Source organism: Fodinibius salipaludis (assembly GCF_002287075.1).
GTDB lineage: Bacteria > Bacteroidota > Rhodothermia > Balneolales > Balneolaceae > Fodinibius > Fodinibius salipaludis.
On record NZ_NSKE01000001.1, the window covers coordinates 301,666 to 321,699 of the forward strand.

Sequence of the window (20,034 nt, forward strand, 5' to 3'; positions counted from 1 at the left end):
TAAGACTAAAAAGTATTAAATTAAATAGCTACAGGTAAACGCTGTTAACCTAACTTTCGTTAAGTAATATAATTATTGGGTTTATTGGTTGATAGCATTCAACTTATCCCTGATTTTTAGATCTGTTTTTATTACATTTAACCGAAACAAAAAGTATATATTCAATCCAAAATTTCGGAGTATAGAATGGCTGAGAGTACAAATACAGAAATTGATTTAAGTCAGTATCCGCACATAAATAAAGGACTTGCAGGCATCGTTGCCTTTAGCAGTACTAAAAGTTTTATCGACGGAGAAAAAGGAGAACTTATCTATGCCGGGTACGACATCGATACGTTGGCAGAAAATGCGAGCTTTGAAGAGGTTTGCTTCCTTTTATGGAATGACCGTCTTCCTAACCAGGAAGAACTGGATGGATTAAATACTAAGCTCCAAAATAATCGTGAGTTACCCGAGCCGGTTTTAAATTATATTAAAAGCACTTCCAAGAATGCTGAACCTATGGCCGTGCTTCGGACAGCCGTTTCTATGCTCGGTGATTTCCATGAAGTGCAAACCGACGATGATAAGGAATTCCGTCTTAACCAAGCTATTTCCATAACAGCTAAAATTCCAACGGTAATTGCTGCTTTTGATCGTGCCCGAAACGGTAAAAATATTGTAGCCCCTCTCGATGAAAAGAGTACGGCTTATAATTTTCTTTACATGCTCAATGATGAAGAACCGGGCGAAAAGGCGGAACAAACAATGAATCTCTGCCTTATTTTGCACGCTGAGCATGGTATGAATGCTTCAACTTTTACAAACCGAGCTATCTGTTCAACCGAATCAGATATGTATTCTTCGGTAACAGGTGCTATCGGTGCTCTTAAAGGCCCCTTGCATGGCGGAGCCAATCAACAGGTTATGAACATGTTGATGGATATTGAGGAAAAAGATGCTGATCCTGTTGAATACGTGCACGGACGATTGGAGCGCAAAGAAAAAATCATGGGCTTTGGTCATCGTGTGTATAAAACCATGGATCCCCGAGCTCGAATTTTGCGTGGTATGTCAAAAGAACTTTCCGAAGAGACCGGTCACGAAAATCTTTATGAATGGTCAGAGGCTATTCTGAAGACAATGAAGGATGAAAAGGATATTGATCCCAACGTTGATTTCTTCTCAGCCACCGTATATTACTCTATGGGCATTAAGCCTGATCTTTATACTTGTATCTTCGCTATGAGTCGCGTATCCGGCTGGACGGGGCACTACATTGAACAAGCCGAGAACAACCGTCTTGTTCGTCCCCGTGCCATGTATGTTGGCGAAAAGAATAAAGACTGGGTCCCGGTTGAAAATCGATAATCCATTGGATTCTTTGTCTTAAATATTCAGCCCCGAACTTTTTCGGGGCTTTTTTATTTTCTTTTTAAAACGTTATTAGTCCAAATTCCTCTGCCTTGAGTATTAAAGAAATACAACAGCAACAGCTTATACGTTTATTAAAAACTGCCCAAAATACAGAATTTGGTCAGCAGTACGATTTGCAATCCATCAATGCCTTTGATGAATTCACTGACCGTATTCCCATATCATTTTATGATGATATTAAGTTGCAAATAAAAGAGCTTAAACAGGGAAAGAGTAATATTTTTTGGCCCGGGAAAGTGAATAAATATGCCGTATCGGCCGGTACCTCAGGCGAAGGAAAACACCTGCCCTTAACAGATGCAAGACTTGAAAGCGATCGGAATTTTATGCAGAAGGTCGTGTTAAATTATCTTAAAAAAAACCCCAATATTTTCGATCTTTGGGGCAAACATATAAGCATCCCGGGAACGCTGGAAGAAAAAGATGGTTTCCAAATTGGGGAGATCAGCGCTTATACTGCGCAACAAGCGCCATGGTGGTTAACCCCGTTCCAGCTTATTGATCCTATAAAGCTCAGTCAACTTCCGTTCAATCAAAAAGTAAACCAAACTGTTGATGAAGCGTTAGACAGTGATATACGCGTAATTACTGCCGTACCAAGCTGGATATTGACTATGTTTAAGGAGGTGCTCGATAGAACTGGAGCATCAAGTATTCGTGAAGTCTGGCCGAACCTTACCCTGCTCGTCTGCGGCGGTGTAAAACTGGCAAACTATAAGCCCCATCTCGAGAAACTTATGGACAAACCTGATGTCAGTTTTGTAGAAACATATGGTGCTTCGGAGGGCTACTTTTCATTTACTGATGACTGGAATAGAACAGATATGAAACTCGTTGCCGATAATGGCATCTTTTATGAGTTCATTCCCAATCCCCTCCCCGACCAAGACGCAATGGCCGTGCAAGAAACGGTACCACTTTGGGAGGTAGAACCCAACACCCCCTATGCCATGCTGGTTACCACTAACTCGGGACTATGGCGATACACCTTAAACGATATAGTAGAGTTTACACAGACCGATCCACCACGGATTAAGGTAATGGGACGCGTAAGTGAAATGCTCGATGACTATGGCGAAGCCTTGTACGCTTATGAAGCCGAAGAAGCGTTAAAAAACATATCACAAGAAATGGATATTGAAATTGGCAATTTCACTATTGGTGCCACTCTTCAAGAAGGAGCAGCTGCTCCACAACACTTTTGGTTCATCCGTACACCGGAACAACTTCACCGTGATACATTAGATCGACTTGCCCAAAACATTGACCGAGAAGTACGAGAAATCAATCGTCACTATGCCATTCGCAGAGAAAGTAATGCTCTCGGCCTTCCCAAAGTCTATTCCATCTCACAACAACAGATTAACAATTGGCTGGCCAGCAAAGGAAAAGATAAAGCGCAGGGTAAATTACCGGCTATTTTACGGGATGAGGAAGATATCGATTTTTTTAAGTAACAATTTAATTTTCCAATGATCACGAGGGGAATTTTTATAAAAGGTTCTAAAATTATCCCCTCCTATTTTTTGAGCATAGGGTATTACGTTACCGTAACCTTTACCATAAATATCCCCTAATAAAAAACAGCAGATATACCAGAACTAAAACCATTCCACCCCACCGGGGAATAGATTTTTGGATCATCAAAAAAGCCACAAATAATACCGCCGCCAGTGATAGTGGCAGATAAAAGCTAAATACTTCAAAGCTTATAGGTACCGGACGAATTATCGCAATCACTCCGGCATTGCATAAGAAAAACGCCAGTACCGATCCCACCACATTGCCAAATGCAATTTCAGGACGTCCTTTCAGAGCTGCCGGCAGCTCTCGTGCAACCTCTTCGATACTTACTAAAAGCGCTACAATTGTTATTCCAAATAACGTGTCTGATAATTCAAATCCATCCATAAGTTCCCTGGATGCCCATACGATCCATTCACTGCCCACTATAATTGCAACCAACGATCCTGCGAGCATAATAATCGATTGCCACTGACTTAGATTTGTCCCTTCCTCTACAGCCTCGGCTGCCTCACCGGTGGGCTGAACGTCTAATCCTCTTCGCGCCAGATAAATCAAATACCAGACAGCAGTACAGTATGCCAATAATAATATAATTCCGTCAAAACGAGACAGTTGCCCGTCAAAGCTGAGTAATCCAAACAATACCACAGCAGCAACTGTTACAAGCGGAATCTGCATCGGAACTTCTTTGAATTCCATAGGAGCAAAAAGCGCAGTAATCCCCAGTGCTAAAGCCACTGCAACCATTGCCGAACCTATTATAGTACCGACAGCAATACCGGTAACTCCCTCATAAGATGCTACTGCTCCCAATCCCAAATTTTCCGGATCAAATCCAATTACAATAACGCTGATTAAAAAAGTAGAAATCCCAAATCCAACAGAAGTACCAACCGTTGCCTCTACCAACTTTTCAGAAAAAAAGACGATCATTAGTAATCCGGCAACAAAAACGAATAAGGGAAATATCACGATATGCTATATAACTCGCTTTATATTTTTATTCCAAAAAAAGAATTTTCTGAGTTAAAGGGAAATTGCTAACACAACCTGATAGTCAACAATATGGTAAGCTAACATAGAAAAGGCCGGCAATCTACAAGATCACCGGCCCTTTTATAAATTAGGTTTATCGAATTTTCAAACTTACTTTACCACCAAATTTACAATACGTTCGGGGACAAAAATCTCTTTCACGAGGTTTCCGTCCTCTAAATATTTCTTCACATTCTCTTCAGCCTTTGCCTCAGAAAGTACAAACTCCTTATCCTTGGCCTTCTCACGAGGTACATGAATCTCTCCACGCACTTTCCCATTTACCTGGATGGGATAAAGCTGCGTATCAGAAATCAAATACTCCTCGTTAAACTCCGGCCATTCGGCATAGGTGATAGACTCATCATGACCGAGTTTGCTCCATAACTCTTCAGCGATATGCGGCGCAAAGGGAGACAACAGCTTAATAAAAGGCTCTAAAACAGCCTTTGGATGTTGGTCCCATTTATTTGCTTCATTTACAAAAATCATCATCGCAGAAATAGCTGTGTTAAACGAAAGCTCCTCAATATCTCCGGTTACTTTCTGGATGCATTCATGCAGTACCTTCAGCTGCTCTTTAGATGGATCACTATCTATAACAGATTCTTTCAATCCTCCACTGTCTTCATCAATCATCAATCGCCAAACACGTCCCAGAAAACGATAAACGCCATCCACATCTTGGGTGCTCCATGGCTTAACCTGCTCTAATGGCCCCATAAACATCTCGTACAGTCGCATAGAGTCCGCACCGTACTGATCCACAATGTCATCGGGATTGACGACATTACCGCGTGATTTCGACATCTTGTGCGCTTTGGCATCTACGGTGATTTCTGTGTCTTTAATCACAAAATTATCACCTTCTTTCTCTACCTGATCTTCACTGAGCTTTACGCGTTCGACCTCCGCTACCTCATCGGCAGCATCAGCAGAAATCCAGTTACCGTCTTTTTTAAAACCGGTAAACTCCATCTCACCTAAAATCATCCCCTGATGTACCAATCGCTGGAACGGTTCTTTAGTGGATACCACGCTGCAATCATACAACACCTTGTGCCAAAATCGTGCATATAACAGGTGCAACACGCTGTGCTCGGCCCCACCGACATACATATCCACCGGCATCCAATAGTTTTCTTCATCCGGATCTACGGGACCTTCACTAAATTCAGGGCTACAATATCGCAGATAATACCAGCATGAGCCCGCCCACTGCGGCATGGTATTCGTTTCCCGCTTGGCCGGCTTACCGGTTTCGGGATCTTTGGTATTGACCCAGTCGGTCGCCTTAGCCAGTGGTGGCTCACCGTCCTCGGTAGGTTCAAAGTCATCCATTTCGGGCAACGTTACCGGTAAATTGTCTTCGCCAACCGGTTTGGGTTCGCCATCAACATGAATAATGGGAAACGGTTCGCCCCAATAACGCTGACGCGAAAATAGCCAATCGCGCAGTTTATAATTGACGGCCTTTTCTCCACGATCAACTTTCTCAAGCCAATTCGTAATTTCTTCAATTGCCTCATCAACAGGCAAACCATTTAATGAAATCTCATCATTCTCAGAGTTAACGAGGGTCCCCTCTTCGGTATCAGTATAAGCCCCTTCAGAGACATCGCCACCTTTAACCACTTCGATAATATCCAGATCAAACTTTTGGGCAAATTCCCAATCCCGGTCATCATGTCCCGGCACCGCCATAATTGCTCCGGTTCCGTAAGTTACCAACACATAGTCGGCAACCAGGATGGGGATTTCTTCTCCTGTAGCGGGATTAATAGCACTGGCTCCGGTAAAGACACCCGTTTTTTCATCACTAAGCTCGGTGCGTTCCAAATCTGATTTTCGCGCCGCCTCTTCCTGGTATGCTTGAACGGCCTCTTTCTGATCGTCGGTCGTAATTTTATCCACTAAATCATGCTCAGGCGCCAATACCATGTACGTAGCACCAAAAATAGTATCGGGACGCGTAGTAAATACCCTAATCTCTTCATCATAATTAGCCACCTCAAAATCAATATTGGCTCCGATGGATTTTCCAATCCAGTCGCGCTGCATCTTTTTAGTCGATTCCGGCCAATCCAAATCATCAAGTCCCTCAAGCAAACGATCAGCATATTCAGTTATTTTCAATACCCACTGACGCATCGGCTTTTTGACTACCGGAAAGCCACCAACTTCACTTTTACCATCAATCACTTCCTCATTGGCCAATACCGTTCCCAACTCAGGACACCAATTTACCGGCACATCGTCTTCATAGGCTAACCCTTTTTCATAGAGCTTCAGAAAAATCCATTGGGTCCATTTGTAATAATCCGGATCGGTAGTGTTAACTTCACGATCCCAATCATAACTAAACCCCAAATCCTGTAGCTGCTCGCGGAAACGATTTACGTTTTGCTGAGTTGTATCTCTGGGATGAGTTCCTGTCTTCACCGCATATTGCTCTGCTGGCAATCCAAAAGCGTCCCATCCAATGGGATGTAAGACATTAAAACCGTTCATCCGCTTGTAACGCGCCAGTATATCAGTAGCGGTATACCCCTCCGGATGACCTACGTGCAGCCCTGAACCACTGGGATATGGAAACATATCCAGTACATAATACTTGGGCTTGTCGTGATCTTCCGGCGTTTTAAAGGTCTTATTTTCCTGCCAATATTCCTGCCACTTAGATTCAATATCTTCCGGCTTGTACGAACTCATTCAGTTACTGATTATAAATTTATTATTGGTTGATTATGTAATAGAACGCGGATAGCGCTATTGCAATAAAATTTCTTTAACTGCTATATGTCATCTTGAATTTAGTTCAGGATCTACTTCACCCATTTCCGAATTCCATATTCTGAAAGAAGTTCAGAATGACATGATTGTTGATATTCAATTATTCAATAACAATCTGCCAGATCCGTTTCACCTGCATTCTATTGTCCAATTCATTAGTCGCCAAAAATAAGCAAAATTTGGACTGGTTTGAAGAAAGTATTATCCCCTCTCCTCAATCACTCTTTCATAGGCAGCCTTCACCTTAACACCCGCAAGAGCTTCATTTACGTTAAAGAGATGATCACCAATTTTCTCCAATCGATTCAGATAATCCAAGAATACAAATCCTACCTCATTTGAGTAGGTGTTTTTCTCAAGCTGGGCGTAGTGGAACTCTAATAAATCATCGCGACAATCATCAATAGCATCTTCGATTGCAATAGATTTATCAAGATTGATTTCCCCATTATCTTTGTCCAGATTTTCCCGGACATTTCGAACGGCATCGTGTACTAAATCAAGCAGCTCATTTAATTTTTTCATTGCAGGATCGGGGAGTTCTCGTCCCTCATTTTGCATTCGCTCAAAAGTTTTAGACATCTGGAAATAGATATCCGCTACACGCTCAAGATCATTAATCATACTGTGCATTCCTCGTATGCGACGTGTAGCATCTTCAGTGAGGTTATAACTGGAAATCTTAGTGAGGTACTCAGCAATTTCCAATTCAATATTATCTGTTATCCCCTCCCTTTTTTCAATCTTATCTAAGAATTGATCCTGCCGGTTCTGTTTGTTAAACAACAATCCTTGCATGCTAAAGTGCATTTTTTCAATCAGCTTAGCGAATAATTGAATTTCTTTATGTGCTTGAGACATCGACAACTCGGGAGAAGACATCATACCCGAAGAGATATACTGTAACCGATGCTGTGTATCCTCTTTTTCTTTCTGATATTTTTCAATAATTCGAACAATATAAGGCACAAAACCAACCAACAATAACACATTAAGCACATTAAACACCGAATGGAACAGTGAAAGAGCCAGCGTGGCATTAGCACGCCCAATTTCGCTTGTTGCATGAAGAATAGACCCTGACTCAGGCACAAAATAGCTCATCAAAGAATCAACCCCCATTAAAAAGGGATCAATTAAAATCATCATCCAGATCACTCCAAACATATTAAAGACGAAGTGAAAACGGGCGGCCCGTTTGGCATACACATTCCCTACCACGGCGGCAATATTCGCAGTTACTGTAGTTCCGATATTTTCACCCAATACCATCGCGGCTGCTATTGGGAAATCAATCCATCCCTCAAATAACATAACAAGGGTAATTGCCATAGCTGCTGAGGATGACTGGGTAACCAGGGTGAGTATTGTACCGGCAATCACAAAAATAACGATGGACGCAAAGCCAAACTCCGTAAACTGATCCAAAAACATAAACATCTCTGGATTCTCCTGAATATTGGGCACCCCATTTTTAATAAAATCAAGACCAATAAACAGAATACCGAATCCGATCATCGCTTCGGCAAGGTTGCGCAGCTTCTCGCGGCCGAAAAAGATGAAAGGAAAAAAGACACCGATTAACATCATGGCAACTGAAGTAATCTGCATCTTAAACCCAAAAATAGAAATCATCCAGGCGGTAACCGTTGTACCTATATTGGCTCCCATTATAACCCCTGTGGATTCCATAAAAGTAATCAAACCAGCATTCACAAAACTCACCACCATCACCGTTGTGGTAGAAGATGATTGTGTGATTGATGTAGTAGCAAACCCGGTGAGAATACCCCGAAACCGAGTGCTGGTCATTCCTTTGAGAATAGCCCGAAGCTTATTACCTGCAACTTTCTGAAGACCATCACTAAAAACCTTCATGCCGTAGATGAAAATTCCCAATGCCCCGATAAGCTGCAGAAAATCCCAAAACGTATACGTCATTATTCGTTTGTTTATATGCTAATCTAAATTAAATGGGATTGTATCCCGAAAAAACAGCGCGGGTAAATATAACAGATATCAGCATTTTTTAACAGAAATAAAAGAACAGAAATCAATCCCATTAGTATTAAACAACACATTACTTTATACTACTTTTATAAGGCAGATTAAACTTCGCAAATAATGGTGTTCTTCAGTTTCAACAAGTTTAGAAAGTATATATCTACTATTTTTCTGGTGCTTCTGGTAACCGTCTCCATTTCCTGTGCCCAAGCTCCGGGTAATCAATCAGACGTAGACTGGCTTATTGAAGCTCTTGAAATCGAAAGTGAATCGACCATCGCTGATATCGGAGCGGGAGACGGCGACCAAACACTGGCGATTGCCAAGCATCTCGCTGCTAAAGGTACTATTTACAGTACTGAGCTGGGAGCCGACAGACTTGAGGAGCTAAAAGAAAAGGTCCAGAATTCCAATTTCGATAATATATCCGTTCTCGAAGGACACCCCGATAAAACAAACCTCCCCGAGCAGTGCTGTGACGCCATATTTTTGCGACGCGTTTACCATCATATCACAAATCCCAAAACCTTTAACGCCAGCCTGTTCAAATCTCTTAAACCCGGTGGACGCTTGGCCATTATTGATTTTGAACCTCGTGGATCTGAAGCTGATCCTGAAGGAAGATCATCCGGCAGTCAACATGGCGTAACAGCCGAAACTGTAGTAGAAGAACTAAAAAAAGCAGGATTTTCGCTTATTGACTCTAAAAAAGGTTCGGGAAGAGATATCTACGTAGTAATGCAAAAACCAAACAGGAATTCCTGAGTTTTATCAACTGAGGATTAGTTCCTAAATCTGACCTCATATTTCTTTATCCGTTCAATAATTCTAAGTAGATTGTTTGTATCAATTCCTACCAAACGAACGGAGGTTGACTATGAGTTACGGACACGTGAAATCGGGTGATCGTATCAACCTGCAAACACTACGCGAAGAACTGGAAGTAGACACCACCTACGCCTTGGTCAAGACGGACAAAATGGAGGTTATTCGTATGGCATTGCATAAGGGAAAAGTTGTTGATCGACATACTGTTGACAGCGAAATATCTGTATTATGTCTGGATGGAGAAATCTTATTCCATATTGACAGTACAGCGGAAACACTTACCAAGGATGACTGGCTCTATTTAAAGGAGGGCCAACCCTTCTCGTACAGTGTAAAAGAAGATACTATCCTTTTGGTCACCATTGTTTTTGGAGAACGAGAGTCAAATTAACCTATGGCCAGATATTATGGCTCCAGTTTATTCTGTTTGATCGCCGAAAAGGACTGAGTAATTTATTTTTCTGTTCTAATTGAGCCCCCTATATAAAATATGCAACCCAAAAATATTATCATTATTGGCGGCGGACTTTGCGGTTTTACATCAGCCTATCTGCTTGCCAAAAAAGGAATCAAAACAACAATTCTCGAAGCACGTGATCGACTCGGGGGACGTATTCATACCCTGCGCAACGATGGCGAAGCTCCTATTGAAATGGGGGCCACCTGGCTGGGTAATAAGCATCATCACTTGCTGGAGCTTCTGGATGAATTGAATATCGACACCCATGAACAGTTCATGGGTGACAAAGGATATTATGAGCCCATGTCGGTTTCGCCACCCCAACTTGTTAATCTACCGCCCAACGAAGAACCCAGCTACCGCATCGAAGGAGGCAGTGATAATCTCATTTACTCGCTGGCAAATCACCTGGATGACAACCAAATTTTGTTGGGTCAGCCTGTAAGTTCCCTCCGAAAACAAAAAAATAAGTTGGAAGTAGAAACCGATAACGACCTTTTTGAAGCTGATGCAATCATTAGCACACTGCCGCCCAAGCTACTTGTAGATTCTGTCGCTTTCACTCCAACACTGCCCAACGAGCTTCATGAAACAGCTCGTCAAACACACACCTGGATGGCTGAATCCATCAAGGTAGCCCTGACTTTTCAAGAACCGTTCTGGAGAAAACCTAACTCCAGCGGCACTATTTTCAGTAATGTGGGTCCACTTAACGAGATGTACGACCATTCCAATGAGCATCAATCCCAATACGCGCTGAAAGGATTTATGAATGAGGCCTATCACTCAGTATCTTATAACGACCGAAAGAAGTTGGTACTTAAGCAATTACATCGATTTTACGGGGATAAAACCGATAGCTACCACTCCTATCACGAGGCAGTATGGAAGGATGAACCATACAGCTTTGTAAAATATGACAACGATCTAATTCCTCACCAAAACAACGGGAATCGCATATTTCAAAAACCCTATTGGGATGATCAGCTCTTTATCTCAGGATCAGAAACGGCAAGCTCTTTCCCGGGCTATATGGACGGTGCTGTAGAAAGTGCACACCGAACTGTTGATCAAATAATGGAAAATTTAGCATAGTTATTTGGTTAATTAGGCATTCTACCGCATTGATTCCTGCTGATCGGGACTGATAAAAGAAACCTAAATTACCGATTAAATTTACATGGATAGACTCATGTTCCTGTCCGTAAATTGAAGCAAGACTTTTAAAAAGAACATTTTTTAGAAATCTGTTTACGTAAATCGTCCAACAAATCTTGAAGAGACTTTAACTGTTTGAACTATGCCTTCAAAAATTTTATAGTCTTAAGTAATCATTTCTTTAACAAATTTTATCAGTATGAAAGTTAAACTCACCTCTCTCCTATTACTCATCTTTCTCGTGCTGGGCGGAACTCCGCTTGCGGCACAAGACGATGCCAGAAGTGTTTCAGAAGCCAATTATAGCGGACTTGAGCTCCGCAATATCGGTCCGGCATTAACATCCGGTCGAATAGCCGATATTGCTATTCATCCCAATGACGAAAATACATGGTACGTAGCTGTAGGTTCCGGCGGTGTATGGAAAACCACTAATGCTGGTACCTCTTGGGATACAATATTTGATAACCAGTCTTCCTATTCAATCGGGTCGGTAACTATTGATCCGAATAATCCCAATACTATTTGGGTTGGAAGCGGAGAAAATGTTGGCGGACGTCATGTAGGTTACGGCGACGGCGTTTATAAAAGCACTGACGGCGGCGACAGCTGGCAGAATATGGGACTCAAAAATTCCGAACATATTTCCAAGGTCATTGTCCATCCCAAAGATTCGGACATAATCTGGGTTGCAGCTCAGGGCCCCCTTTGGGATAGCGGAGGTGATCGCGGCTTGTATAAATCCACCGACGGCGGCGATAACTGGAATAAAGTTCTCGGCGATGATGAATGGGTCGGGGTAACAGATATTGTCATGGACCCTCGAAATCCTGACCGGCTCTATGCTGCTACCTGGCAACGACATCGAACAGCGGCAGCCTACATGGGCGGCGGTCCGGGTACCGGCATCCACAAAAGTACCGATGGCGGCGATAGCTGGAAAGAATTAGAAAGTGGACTTCCGAGTTCAAATATGGGTAAAATTGGGCTGGCTATATCCCCACAAAAACCCGACATCGTTTATGCTGCCATCACGCTTGATCGAACAACCGGCGGTGTATTCAAATCCGAAGATCGCGGCGCATCCTGGAAAAAGATGTCCAATACGGTTGCCGGTGGAACTGGGCCGCACTACTACCAGGAACTGTATGCTTCGCCCCATCACTTCGGTACTCTCTATTTGATGGATGTTCAAACCGAGGTTTCTACTGATCACGGCGCTACCTTTGAGGAAATGGATACCGATTCCCGACATGTAGATGATCATGCGATAGCTTTTCGAGAAGATGATCCGAATTATATCCTAATAGGAACGGATGGTGGGATCTATGAAAGTTTTGACCAAGGAAAATCTTGGCATTTTATTAATAACATGCCGATTACCCAGTTCTACAAAGTAGCTGTCGACGATGCCAAACCGTTTTATAACGTGTATGGGGGAACTCAAGATAATGGATCACAAATGGGTCCTTCACGCACAGATAACGAAGACGGTATCCGTAATGCCGACTGGCAGAAAACACTCTTTGCCGACGGTCATGATACAGCTACCGAACCCGGAAATCCGGAGATCTTCTATGCTGAAACCCAGCAGGGCGGCCTTCACCGAATTGATCGAACCACCGGTGATCAAGTTATGATCCAGCCTCAAGCCGGCAAAGATGAAAAGTCTGAACGTTTTAACTGGGACGCACCCATTGAGGTAAGTCCACATAGCCCAACAAAACTACTATTTGCTTCACAACGGGTATGGATTTCTGAAAATCGTGGCAACAGCTGGACCGCCATATCTGGGGATCTCACGCTCGACCAAAATCGGCTTAAGCTACCCATTATGGGTAAACAACGCAGCTGGGACAATCCCTGGGATATGAATGCTATGTCAAACTACAATACGATTACCTCACTCGCAGAATCGCCCCGGCAGGAAGGCCTTATTTATGCAGGTACTGATGACGGCCGTATCCAAGTTACCGAAAATGGCGGCGACAGCTGGCGTGAGATTAAGCTGTCTGACATTGATGGCGTCCCCGAGAAAGCTTTTATCAATGATATAAAGGCAGATCGTTTTGACGCTAATACCGTGTATGTGGCTATGGATGATCACAAAAACGGAGATTTTTCTCCCTACTTAATTAAAAGCACCGATCGTGGGGAATCATGGTCATTAATTAGCAATGATCTCCCCGATCGTCACTTAGTATGGCGTGTCATCCAGGATCATAAAAAACAAGATCTCCTATTTGCCGGTACAGAATTCGGCGTATTCTTCACCGTCGACGGTGGTGAAAACTGGCAAGAACTAAATGGTGGTGTTCCAACTATCCCTTTCCGTGATCTTGAAATTCAGCGCGACCACAACGACTTGGTAGGTGCGACGTTTGGACGGGGATTCTATATCCTCGACGACTATAGCCCACTTCGTGAAGTTGACAACCAGACTCTCAATCAAGAAGCGAAACTATTTACGCCGCGAGAGACTTTCTGGTATATAGAAAACAGTGTAGTTGGTTCTATGGGTGATAACTATTTTAAAGCAGAGAATCCCCCCTTTGGAACGGTATTCACTTACTATCTCAAAGACAGCTATAAATCGATGAAAGCTCAGCGGCAGGAACGAGAAGCCGAACTGGATAGAGACGAAGACGTTCCTTTCCCCGGTTGGGATAATCTTGAAGCTGAGATGTGCGAAGAAGAACCCAAAGTTGTAGTTACCATCAAAAATGAAAGCGGTAATGTAGTAAACCGAATTGAAGGACCTACCTCCGAAGGATTTCATCGGATCAATTGGGAACTCAATTACCCATCGAAAGATGTGGTTGAGCTGGATGAGTCCAGCAGCATTTTTGATGACGGATTTATGGCGACTCCCGGCACTTATACTGCCACCCTATCAAAAGTTGTCCGTGGCGAAGTAACCCAACTTTCAGAACCGGTAACGTTTGATGTCGTACCTCTTCGCGATGGTGCACTTGAAGGTGCTTCAAATGAAGAGTTTGCTGAATTCAGGGAAACCCTTGAAAACTTCCAGCAAGATCTTACTCGCACGACAAATACCCTGCAGGATCAAATCACAAAGGTCAATACCCTGCAACGAGCTTTATCTCGGGCAGATCAAGAAGCTCCTGACTTAGTTACCAAGCTTAATAACGTACGACTCCGTCTACAAGAGCTGAACGAACGAATGAACGGCAGTGAGGCCAAACAGGAAGTCGGTCAACTTGCTGATAGCACTTCTCCCCGATCGAGATTATTCGTAGGATACCGGGCGTTAAATACAACTTACGGACCTACTCAGCTGCATCGGGAAACTATTGAAACTGGTAAAGAAGAGTTATCGGAATTTCAAAAGGATCTTAGTGACTTCACTGAAAATGTAATGCCGGAGCTCGAAAAGGCGGTCCAAAATGCAGGAGCTCCTCCTATCGAGGATAATTAATCAAAAAATCAATCTTAGCTAATAGGCAAAAAAGGGACGCCCATGCGTCCCTTTTTGCTTTTTACCTAATTTATATACCCCAAAACTATTTCTCTTGGATTAACCATTCCACTGTATCCACCCCATCGGGTTTCCAATCTATAGCAGGCTGCTGAGCATTTGATAGATGCTCTACTTCCAAATCCCGATCAGCCAGATCAATCTCGGAGTCTGTTACGTAAATACTCTGTAGCTGATCACGATAGGTTGTAGCCAGCTCTTTGAGTTTTGACTCGTCACCCTCTATCCAGTAGCAGACAAAATCCTGATCCAATTCCAAGCCTCCCTCCTGCAGTAAAAAATACTCCAACCATAACTGCGAGCGTTCAACAGCTTCGTTATAGGCAAACTGCTGTTTTATCTTTGGGGATGGATATTCGTGCTGGGGATTTTCGAGCCAGAAACTTTTTGCGTGATTTGTCAGCTCCGCTTTAAGTTCAGCCAGTGAAAAAGGAGAAACTATAATAGCCGCCGATCGGCAGCCTTTCCCGCCATATCGAAATATTGCCTCCGTCAATGCTTGCAGGGCCTCCTCGTCTTTTCTATCGAGATAAGCCATTGAAAAATGAGCTGTACGAATCAAAAACCGGGCATCGGGCTTGGCTAAATCCAGCTTTTGAATGGAGTTTTTCACGCCCGACACGGATGATTCTGATCCAGCAAAGATAATGGCATCATGAGGCATTCCTTCAAAATCATCCAGGCGGTGGGTCCACTGTACATCGCGGTCGGACCATAAATCCGTCTTCTTTACTTCATTCAGAAAAGTCGGCAGCAGGTACGGGTCTTTACGAGAAATTTTACCCGTATAACGTGCACCGCTCAACAATGTGGCAAGGGCATCCTGAAAACCAACCAATGGCAAATTTCCGGCATGCAGACACAGTACATTTTGGTCGGATGCATCATGCTTGTCATTCAATCCAGCCTGTTCGACCCACTCCTCTATTGCTAATATGCTAATACTTTTCTTTATAGCCTCAATAGCATAGTTAATATCCTCAAAACTGAAATAGCCCTCTCTTACTGTTCGGTCGATGGCATCTTTTAAATATAGATTATCATCTGACAGCCAGTTTTCAGTAGCTTTAATTAAGGTATCTATTCGTTGTTGAGTGTCTGTCATAAAAATATTTATCTAAAACCCTACGGGTCTAACAGATGTTGAAAAAGTAAGATATAAAACCCCTTTGAGAGACCCGCAGGGTTTATAATTCTATGTATATTTAATCTTCATCAATTAAAAAATTACAGCCTCGCAGGTCTCGAGGATTCCAACGTCCCAGTACTTTAAAACGCCCGTCTTTATCCATAACACCTTTATCACCCGTCAAAAGAAAAGAGCAACTATGCACATTTGCGAGATCAATGACGCCAATTAATCCTTCCTCATATGGCGGCAGAATTTCATTCGGGTTCTCAGGGTTACGGATGGTAACCTGCATCCACGGGACCGTAGAAAACCATTTTCCCGTAGCATAGGCCTGACTCAATAACTCGGCCATACCATACTCAGAATGAATGCGACTACCGTCCAATCTAAACCCCTTTGCCAGTCGGCGATGTAACTCACTGCGAGAAATTTCTCTTCGATGAGTTTTCATTCCCCCCGTCTCAATTACAATGCTGTTGGATGGCAAATTAATATCATCCATCTCTAACAAATCCAACAATCCAAAGGCAGCCCCGAATAATATTAACTGTTTCCCCTGCCGCTGCACTTCTTTAATCGCACCGGGATTCACCGGCTCACCCAGTGGCAAGAAGCGACTCAACCCACTGTTATCCTGATCAATAAGCTTCTGGATCATATAGATCAGCGACGAATGCGGATTGTCCGCATACCCGGGTGTATAGCCCCAGATAACGGCATTATCAAGATTGTAAAAATGCCGAAACCCTTTTAACAGCGATTTATCGTAAAGTTCAGGATTATGCACCCGATGGATACTCCGCTGCATATCTGAGGTACCGCTGCTTTTAAAAATAAGTTCAGCCTCTGCATCAGTCCTGGTCGTCACATCCGCGTCCTTGAATGCCTTTATAGGTAACAGTGGAATACTTTCCCTGTCATCCTGAACTCGTTTCAGGATCTCCGAATCATTATTTTGAGTCGCATGAGATTCCGAAACAAGTTCGGAATGACGCGAAGTTTTTATTTCATCCAGTGCCTCACAATATCTCCGATACACAGGATTCTGCTCGAACTGGTATTCAAAAACCTGTTTGGCTTTCTCTTTAAATGAAAGCGTATCCGAAAAAATAATATTTGCCCAATCTTTCATAACTAATTCTATTATAACACTGATGACACAGGTCATTACGAGTAATCACAGATATTTATCTGTGAAGTTATGTCGTATCTGCTAAAGTCAGCCTTCTATTCTAATCCTACGCGCTCAAAGATACGCTCGACATTTCGAGTGTGGTGATCCAGGTCAAAAGCTTCCTCGATCTCCTCATCAGTGAGATTTTTCTGCACCGTATCATCGGCTTCTACCAAATCACGGAACATCGTCTTTTCTTCCCACGCCTGCATTGCCAGCGGTTGAACCGTATCGTATGCTTTTTCACGCGACATACCGGTATCGATCAGCTTATGCAGTACGCGCTGAGAAAACGTCAACCCAAACGTCTTATAAATATTATCGTGCATATTGTCTTCGAAAATGGTCAGCTTTTCGACCACACCGGAGAAACGATTGAGCATGTAATCCATTAAAATAGTAGCATCGGGCAGGATAATGCGTTCGACTGATGAATGCGAAATATCGCGCTCATGCCAGAGCGGAATATTTTCATAGGCCGACATCATATAACCGCGGAGCACACGAGAGCAGCCCGAAATATTCTCTGAGCTCACCGGATTTCGTTTGTGCGGCATCGAGGAAGACCCCTTTTGTCCCTTCCGGAAAAACTCTTCCGCTTCTCGGACTTCGCTGCGCTGGAGATGTCGTATTTCTACGGCCATTTTTTCCATCGTTGATCCGATCAATGCCAACGTTGAAATATAGTCGGCATGGCGATCACGCTGAAGCGTTTGGGTAGATATCGGTGCGGGTGAGAGTCCCAATTCTTCACAAACAGAAGCTTCTACTTCCGGCGGAATATTCGCAAACGTTCCCACCGATCCGCTCATTTTTCCAAACTCCACATTCTCAGCAGCTTTCTCAAAACGTTCCAGATTTCGTTTCATCTCCGCATACCAGAGCGCACATTTAAGTCCGAAGGTCGTTGGCTCTGCATGTACCCCGTGCGTACGTCCCATCATCACGGTGTACTTGTGCTTTTTTGCCTTTTCCGCCAACACATCAATAATATGCTGTATGTCTTTCCGCAGGATCTCATTAGCCTGCTTCAAGCGATAACCGTTGGCCGTATCCACTACGTCAGTCGAAGTAAGTCCGTAGTGCACCCACTTCTTCTCTTCACCGAGCGACTCTGAAACCGACCGGGTAAAAGCCACAACATCGTGACGGGTCTGTTTTTCGATCTCTTTAATCCGGTCGACATCAAACGACGCATTTTCGTAGAGCTTCTCGACATCTTCTTTTGGGATTTTACCAAGTTTGCTCCACGCGTTACAGGCGGCCAGCTCGACCTCCAACCAGGCTTGAAATTGGTTCTCCAGCGACCATATCTCGGCCATCTCCTTACGGGAATATCGCTCAATCATTGCTTATAAATTTGGGCTGTAATTAAAATGTAGGTTCGCCCAAAGATATTGGATTTATTGATAAAGGAGAAAGGCAAAACATGAAATATAAGACAGCAGATATAAAGTGATCTGCCATTTATTACTGACGGGGTATCTTAATCCAATTGCCCTGTTCAATTGTAGCATCCACATCAATCTGATTGAGGATCGCCACATCTTCAGCCGTAATATCCATGGGTAAATTATCGGTAAATCTCGATAAGGACTGTGATCGATCCACCTTTTGTGCTTGCAAGCGAACAGGCTCTCGATTTAGCTTATCCTGATCATTTAATTCCGAAAATGAGTAGCTGGTTTGCTCAAAGTTTGTGCGATAGCTGTCAAATTTTTCAGCTAAACTATAATTTGTAAAGCGATAAATATTGCCGTCATAATCAACCGCATAAACCAAAAACCGATATTCTGTCCCATCTTCGGTAGTTGCTATAGCCAATGCCTGGTAACTATTCAATCCATTTTGCTGAGTTGTATTCTGGGATTGTACTGAAAACCCCTCTTGGCTAACATAATTCATTACCGATGATTCTGGCGAATCAGTCTCACTGTCAATTTCCATTAGAGAAATAGCATCCTGATCTTCATTCACTGCTGCAACTAAGGTTGGCTGATTCACGATCTCCCAGTTATCAGGATAATCAAACTGAAACTTCAAATCCGGATGGTAAAAGTTACCATCTTCGCTAAATCCTTCGCGCGGATTTTCTCCGTAAATAATGCCGTCGATTGTACTCATATATTCATCCGTATTCTCAATATTCTGCTCATATCCTTTTTCGCGCCACTGATCGGCCAATTCAGGAATCCGGGTAGCACGCTCAGATGGGTCAGGGTGCGACGACTGCCAGCTGGGGATACTCTGCCCCGATTGTTCAGATATACGTTCAAGCGCCGAAAAGAATCCTGCTCCATCTTCGGCTTCATAGCTTTTCATAGCTGCATATTCGACTCCCAGCTGATCCGATTCCCGCTCATCATCTCGTCCGTAACTCAAAAACAAAAACTGTGCAGCCTGACTGCCTAACTGTAATACGCTTTGTCCCGGTATCCCTAACAGCTCCTCACCGGCAACCGCGCCCCCAATAAGTGCGATCTGTCCTAACTGCTGTTCAAAAGCACGTTGAGAAGCATGTCGTGCTGCCACGTGCGCAATTTCGTGTCCCAGTACCATCGCAAGCTGAGCTTCGTTTTTAAGGTGTGCCAGCAAACCTCGTGTTACGTAAATATACCCGCCAGGCAATGCAAAAGCGTTCACCACCGGACTATTAAGCACTCTGAAATGAAATTCTGTCTCCCGATATTTGGGGTCGGTATCTTCGCGCCGCATATGGCTTACTTCCAACACTTCTTGCCCAATACGGTCTACGTATTGTTGAACTTCTTCATCATCATAAACTCCATATTGTTGCTGTATTTGCTGGTCAGCCTCCTTTCCAATTTTTACCTCCTGCTGCCAGCTATATCCGTATGCTCTTTTAGAACCGGTAATCGGACTTTTCTGAACAGTACAAGCACTTACAAAAAATGCCAATAATATGGCTGTGACAAATACTCTTAGTGAAGACATAATTCCTTTGTTTTATTGGTTCATTGATCAGTATTTATAAATGTACGCAACTC

At 43.3% G+C, this 20,034-nt stretch carries 13 protein-coding genes; 6 read left to right on the plus strand and 7 right to left on the minus strand.

Annotated features, from left to right (window positions below; translation table 11 throughout):
- The first annotated feature begins 186 nt into the window (after positions 1 to 186).
- Positions 187 to 1,350, plus strand: a complete 1,164-nt coding sequence (locus CK503_RS01245; RefSeq protein WP_095604960.1) for a citrate/2-methylcitrate synthase — start codon at positions 187 to 189, stop codon at positions 1,348 to 1,350.
- Positions 1,351 to 1,445: 95 nt separating this feature from the next.
- Entirely contained in the window at positions 1,446 to 2,873 is a 1,428-nt protein-coding gene (locus tag CK503_RS01250; protein WP_095604961.1) for a GH3 family acyl-acid amido synthetase, read from the plus strand.
- 100 nt (positions 2,874 to 2,973) lie between these two features.
- Here the strand turns inward: CK503_RS01250 and CK503_RS01255 are convergent, their stop codons facing one another.
- The 3 genes from CK503_RS01255 to CK503_RS01265 form a co-directional block, all read right to left on the minus strand.
- On the minus strand, positions 2,974 to 3,915 hold the full coding sequence (locus tag CK503_RS01255; RefSeq protein WP_217988291.1) for a sodium:calcium antiporter: 942 nt from the start codon (positions 3,913 to 3,915) through the stop codon (positions 2,974 to 2,976).
- Positions 3,916 to 4,089: 174 nt separating this feature from the next.
- Positions 4,090 to 6,690: a leucine--tRNA ligase gene (leuS, locus tag CK503_RS01260; protein WP_095604963.1), complete on the minus strand. Its 2,601-nt coding sequence runs from the start codon at positions 6,688 to 6,690 to the stop codon at positions 4,090 to 4,092.
- Between the two features lie 282 nt (positions 6,691 to 6,972).
- The gene (locus CK503_RS01265; protein WP_095604964.1) at positions 6,973 to 8,712 is read right to left on the minus strand and encodes a Na/Pi cotransporter family protein; all 1,740 of its coding nucleotides are present in this window, start codon (positions 8,710 to 8,712) and stop codon (positions 6,973 to 6,975) included.
- Positions 8,713 to 8,895: 183 nt separating this feature from the next.
- Here CK503_RS01265 and CK503_RS01270 point away from each other — a divergent pair, with 183 nt between their 5' ends.
- The 4 genes from CK503_RS01270 to CK503_RS01285 all read left to right on the plus strand — a co-directional run bounded on the left by CK503_RS01270 (position 8,896) and on the right by CK503_RS01285 (position 14,660).
- Positions 8,896 to 9,540, plus strand: a complete 645-nt coding sequence (locus tag CK503_RS01270) for a class I SAM-dependent methyltransferase (RefSeq protein WP_095604965.1) — start codon at positions 8,896 to 8,898, stop codon at positions 9,538 to 9,540.
- Between the two features lie 112 nt (positions 9,541 to 9,652).
- Entirely contained in the window at positions 9,653 to 9,994 is a 342-nt protein-coding gene (locus CK503_RS01275) for a cupin domain-containing protein (protein ID WP_095604966.1), read from the plus strand.
- 99 nt (positions 9,995 to 10,093) lie between these two features.
- Positions 10,094 to 11,158, plus strand: coding sequence for a flavin monoamine oxidase family protein (locus tag CK503_RS01280; protein WP_095604967.1), 1,065 nt, complete (start codon positions 10,094 to 10,096; stop codon positions 11,156 to 11,158).
- Positions 11,159 to 11,420: 262 nt separating this feature from the next.
- On the plus strand, positions 11,421 to 14,660 hold the full coding sequence (locus tag CK503_RS01285; RefSeq protein ID WP_095604968.1) for a VPS10 domain-containing protein: 3,240 nt from the start codon (positions 11,421 to 11,423) through the stop codon (positions 14,658 to 14,660).
- An 85-nt stretch (positions 14,661 to 14,745) separates the two neighbouring features.
- On the opposite strand, the gene CK503_RS01290 is transcribed toward CK503_RS01285, so the two are convergent.
- The 4 genes from CK503_RS01290 to CK503_RS01305 all read right to left on the minus strand — a co-directional run bounded on the left by CK503_RS01290 (position 14,746) and on the right by CK503_RS01305 (position 19,981).
- Positions 14,746 to 15,825, minus strand: coding sequence for an acyl-CoA reductase (locus tag CK503_RS01290; protein WP_095604969.1), 1,080 nt, complete (start codon positions 15,823 to 15,825; stop codon positions 14,746 to 14,748).
- Between the two features lie 100 nt (positions 15,826 to 15,925).
- On the minus strand, positions 15,926 to 16,984 hold the full coding sequence (locus tag CK503_RS01295; RefSeq protein ID WP_095604970.1) for a LuxE/PaaK family acyltransferase: 1,059 nt from the start codon (positions 16,982 to 16,984) through the stop codon (positions 15,926 to 15,928).
- A gap of 95 nt (positions 16,985 to 17,079) precedes the next feature.
- Complete coding sequence (gene purB / locus CK503_RS01300) at positions 17,080 to 18,375, minus strand: adenylosuccinate lyase (protein ID WP_095604971.1); 1,296 nt, start codon at positions 18,373 to 18,375, stop codon at positions 17,080 to 17,082.
- A 121-nt stretch (positions 18,376 to 18,496) separates the two neighbouring features.
- A complete protein-coding gene (locus CK503_RS01305) occupies positions 18,497 to 19,981 on the minus strand; it encodes a M48 family metalloprotease (RefSeq protein WP_095604972.1) in 1,485 nt (494 codons plus the stop codon).
- Between the last annotated feature and the right edge of the window lie 53 nt (positions 19,982 to 20,034).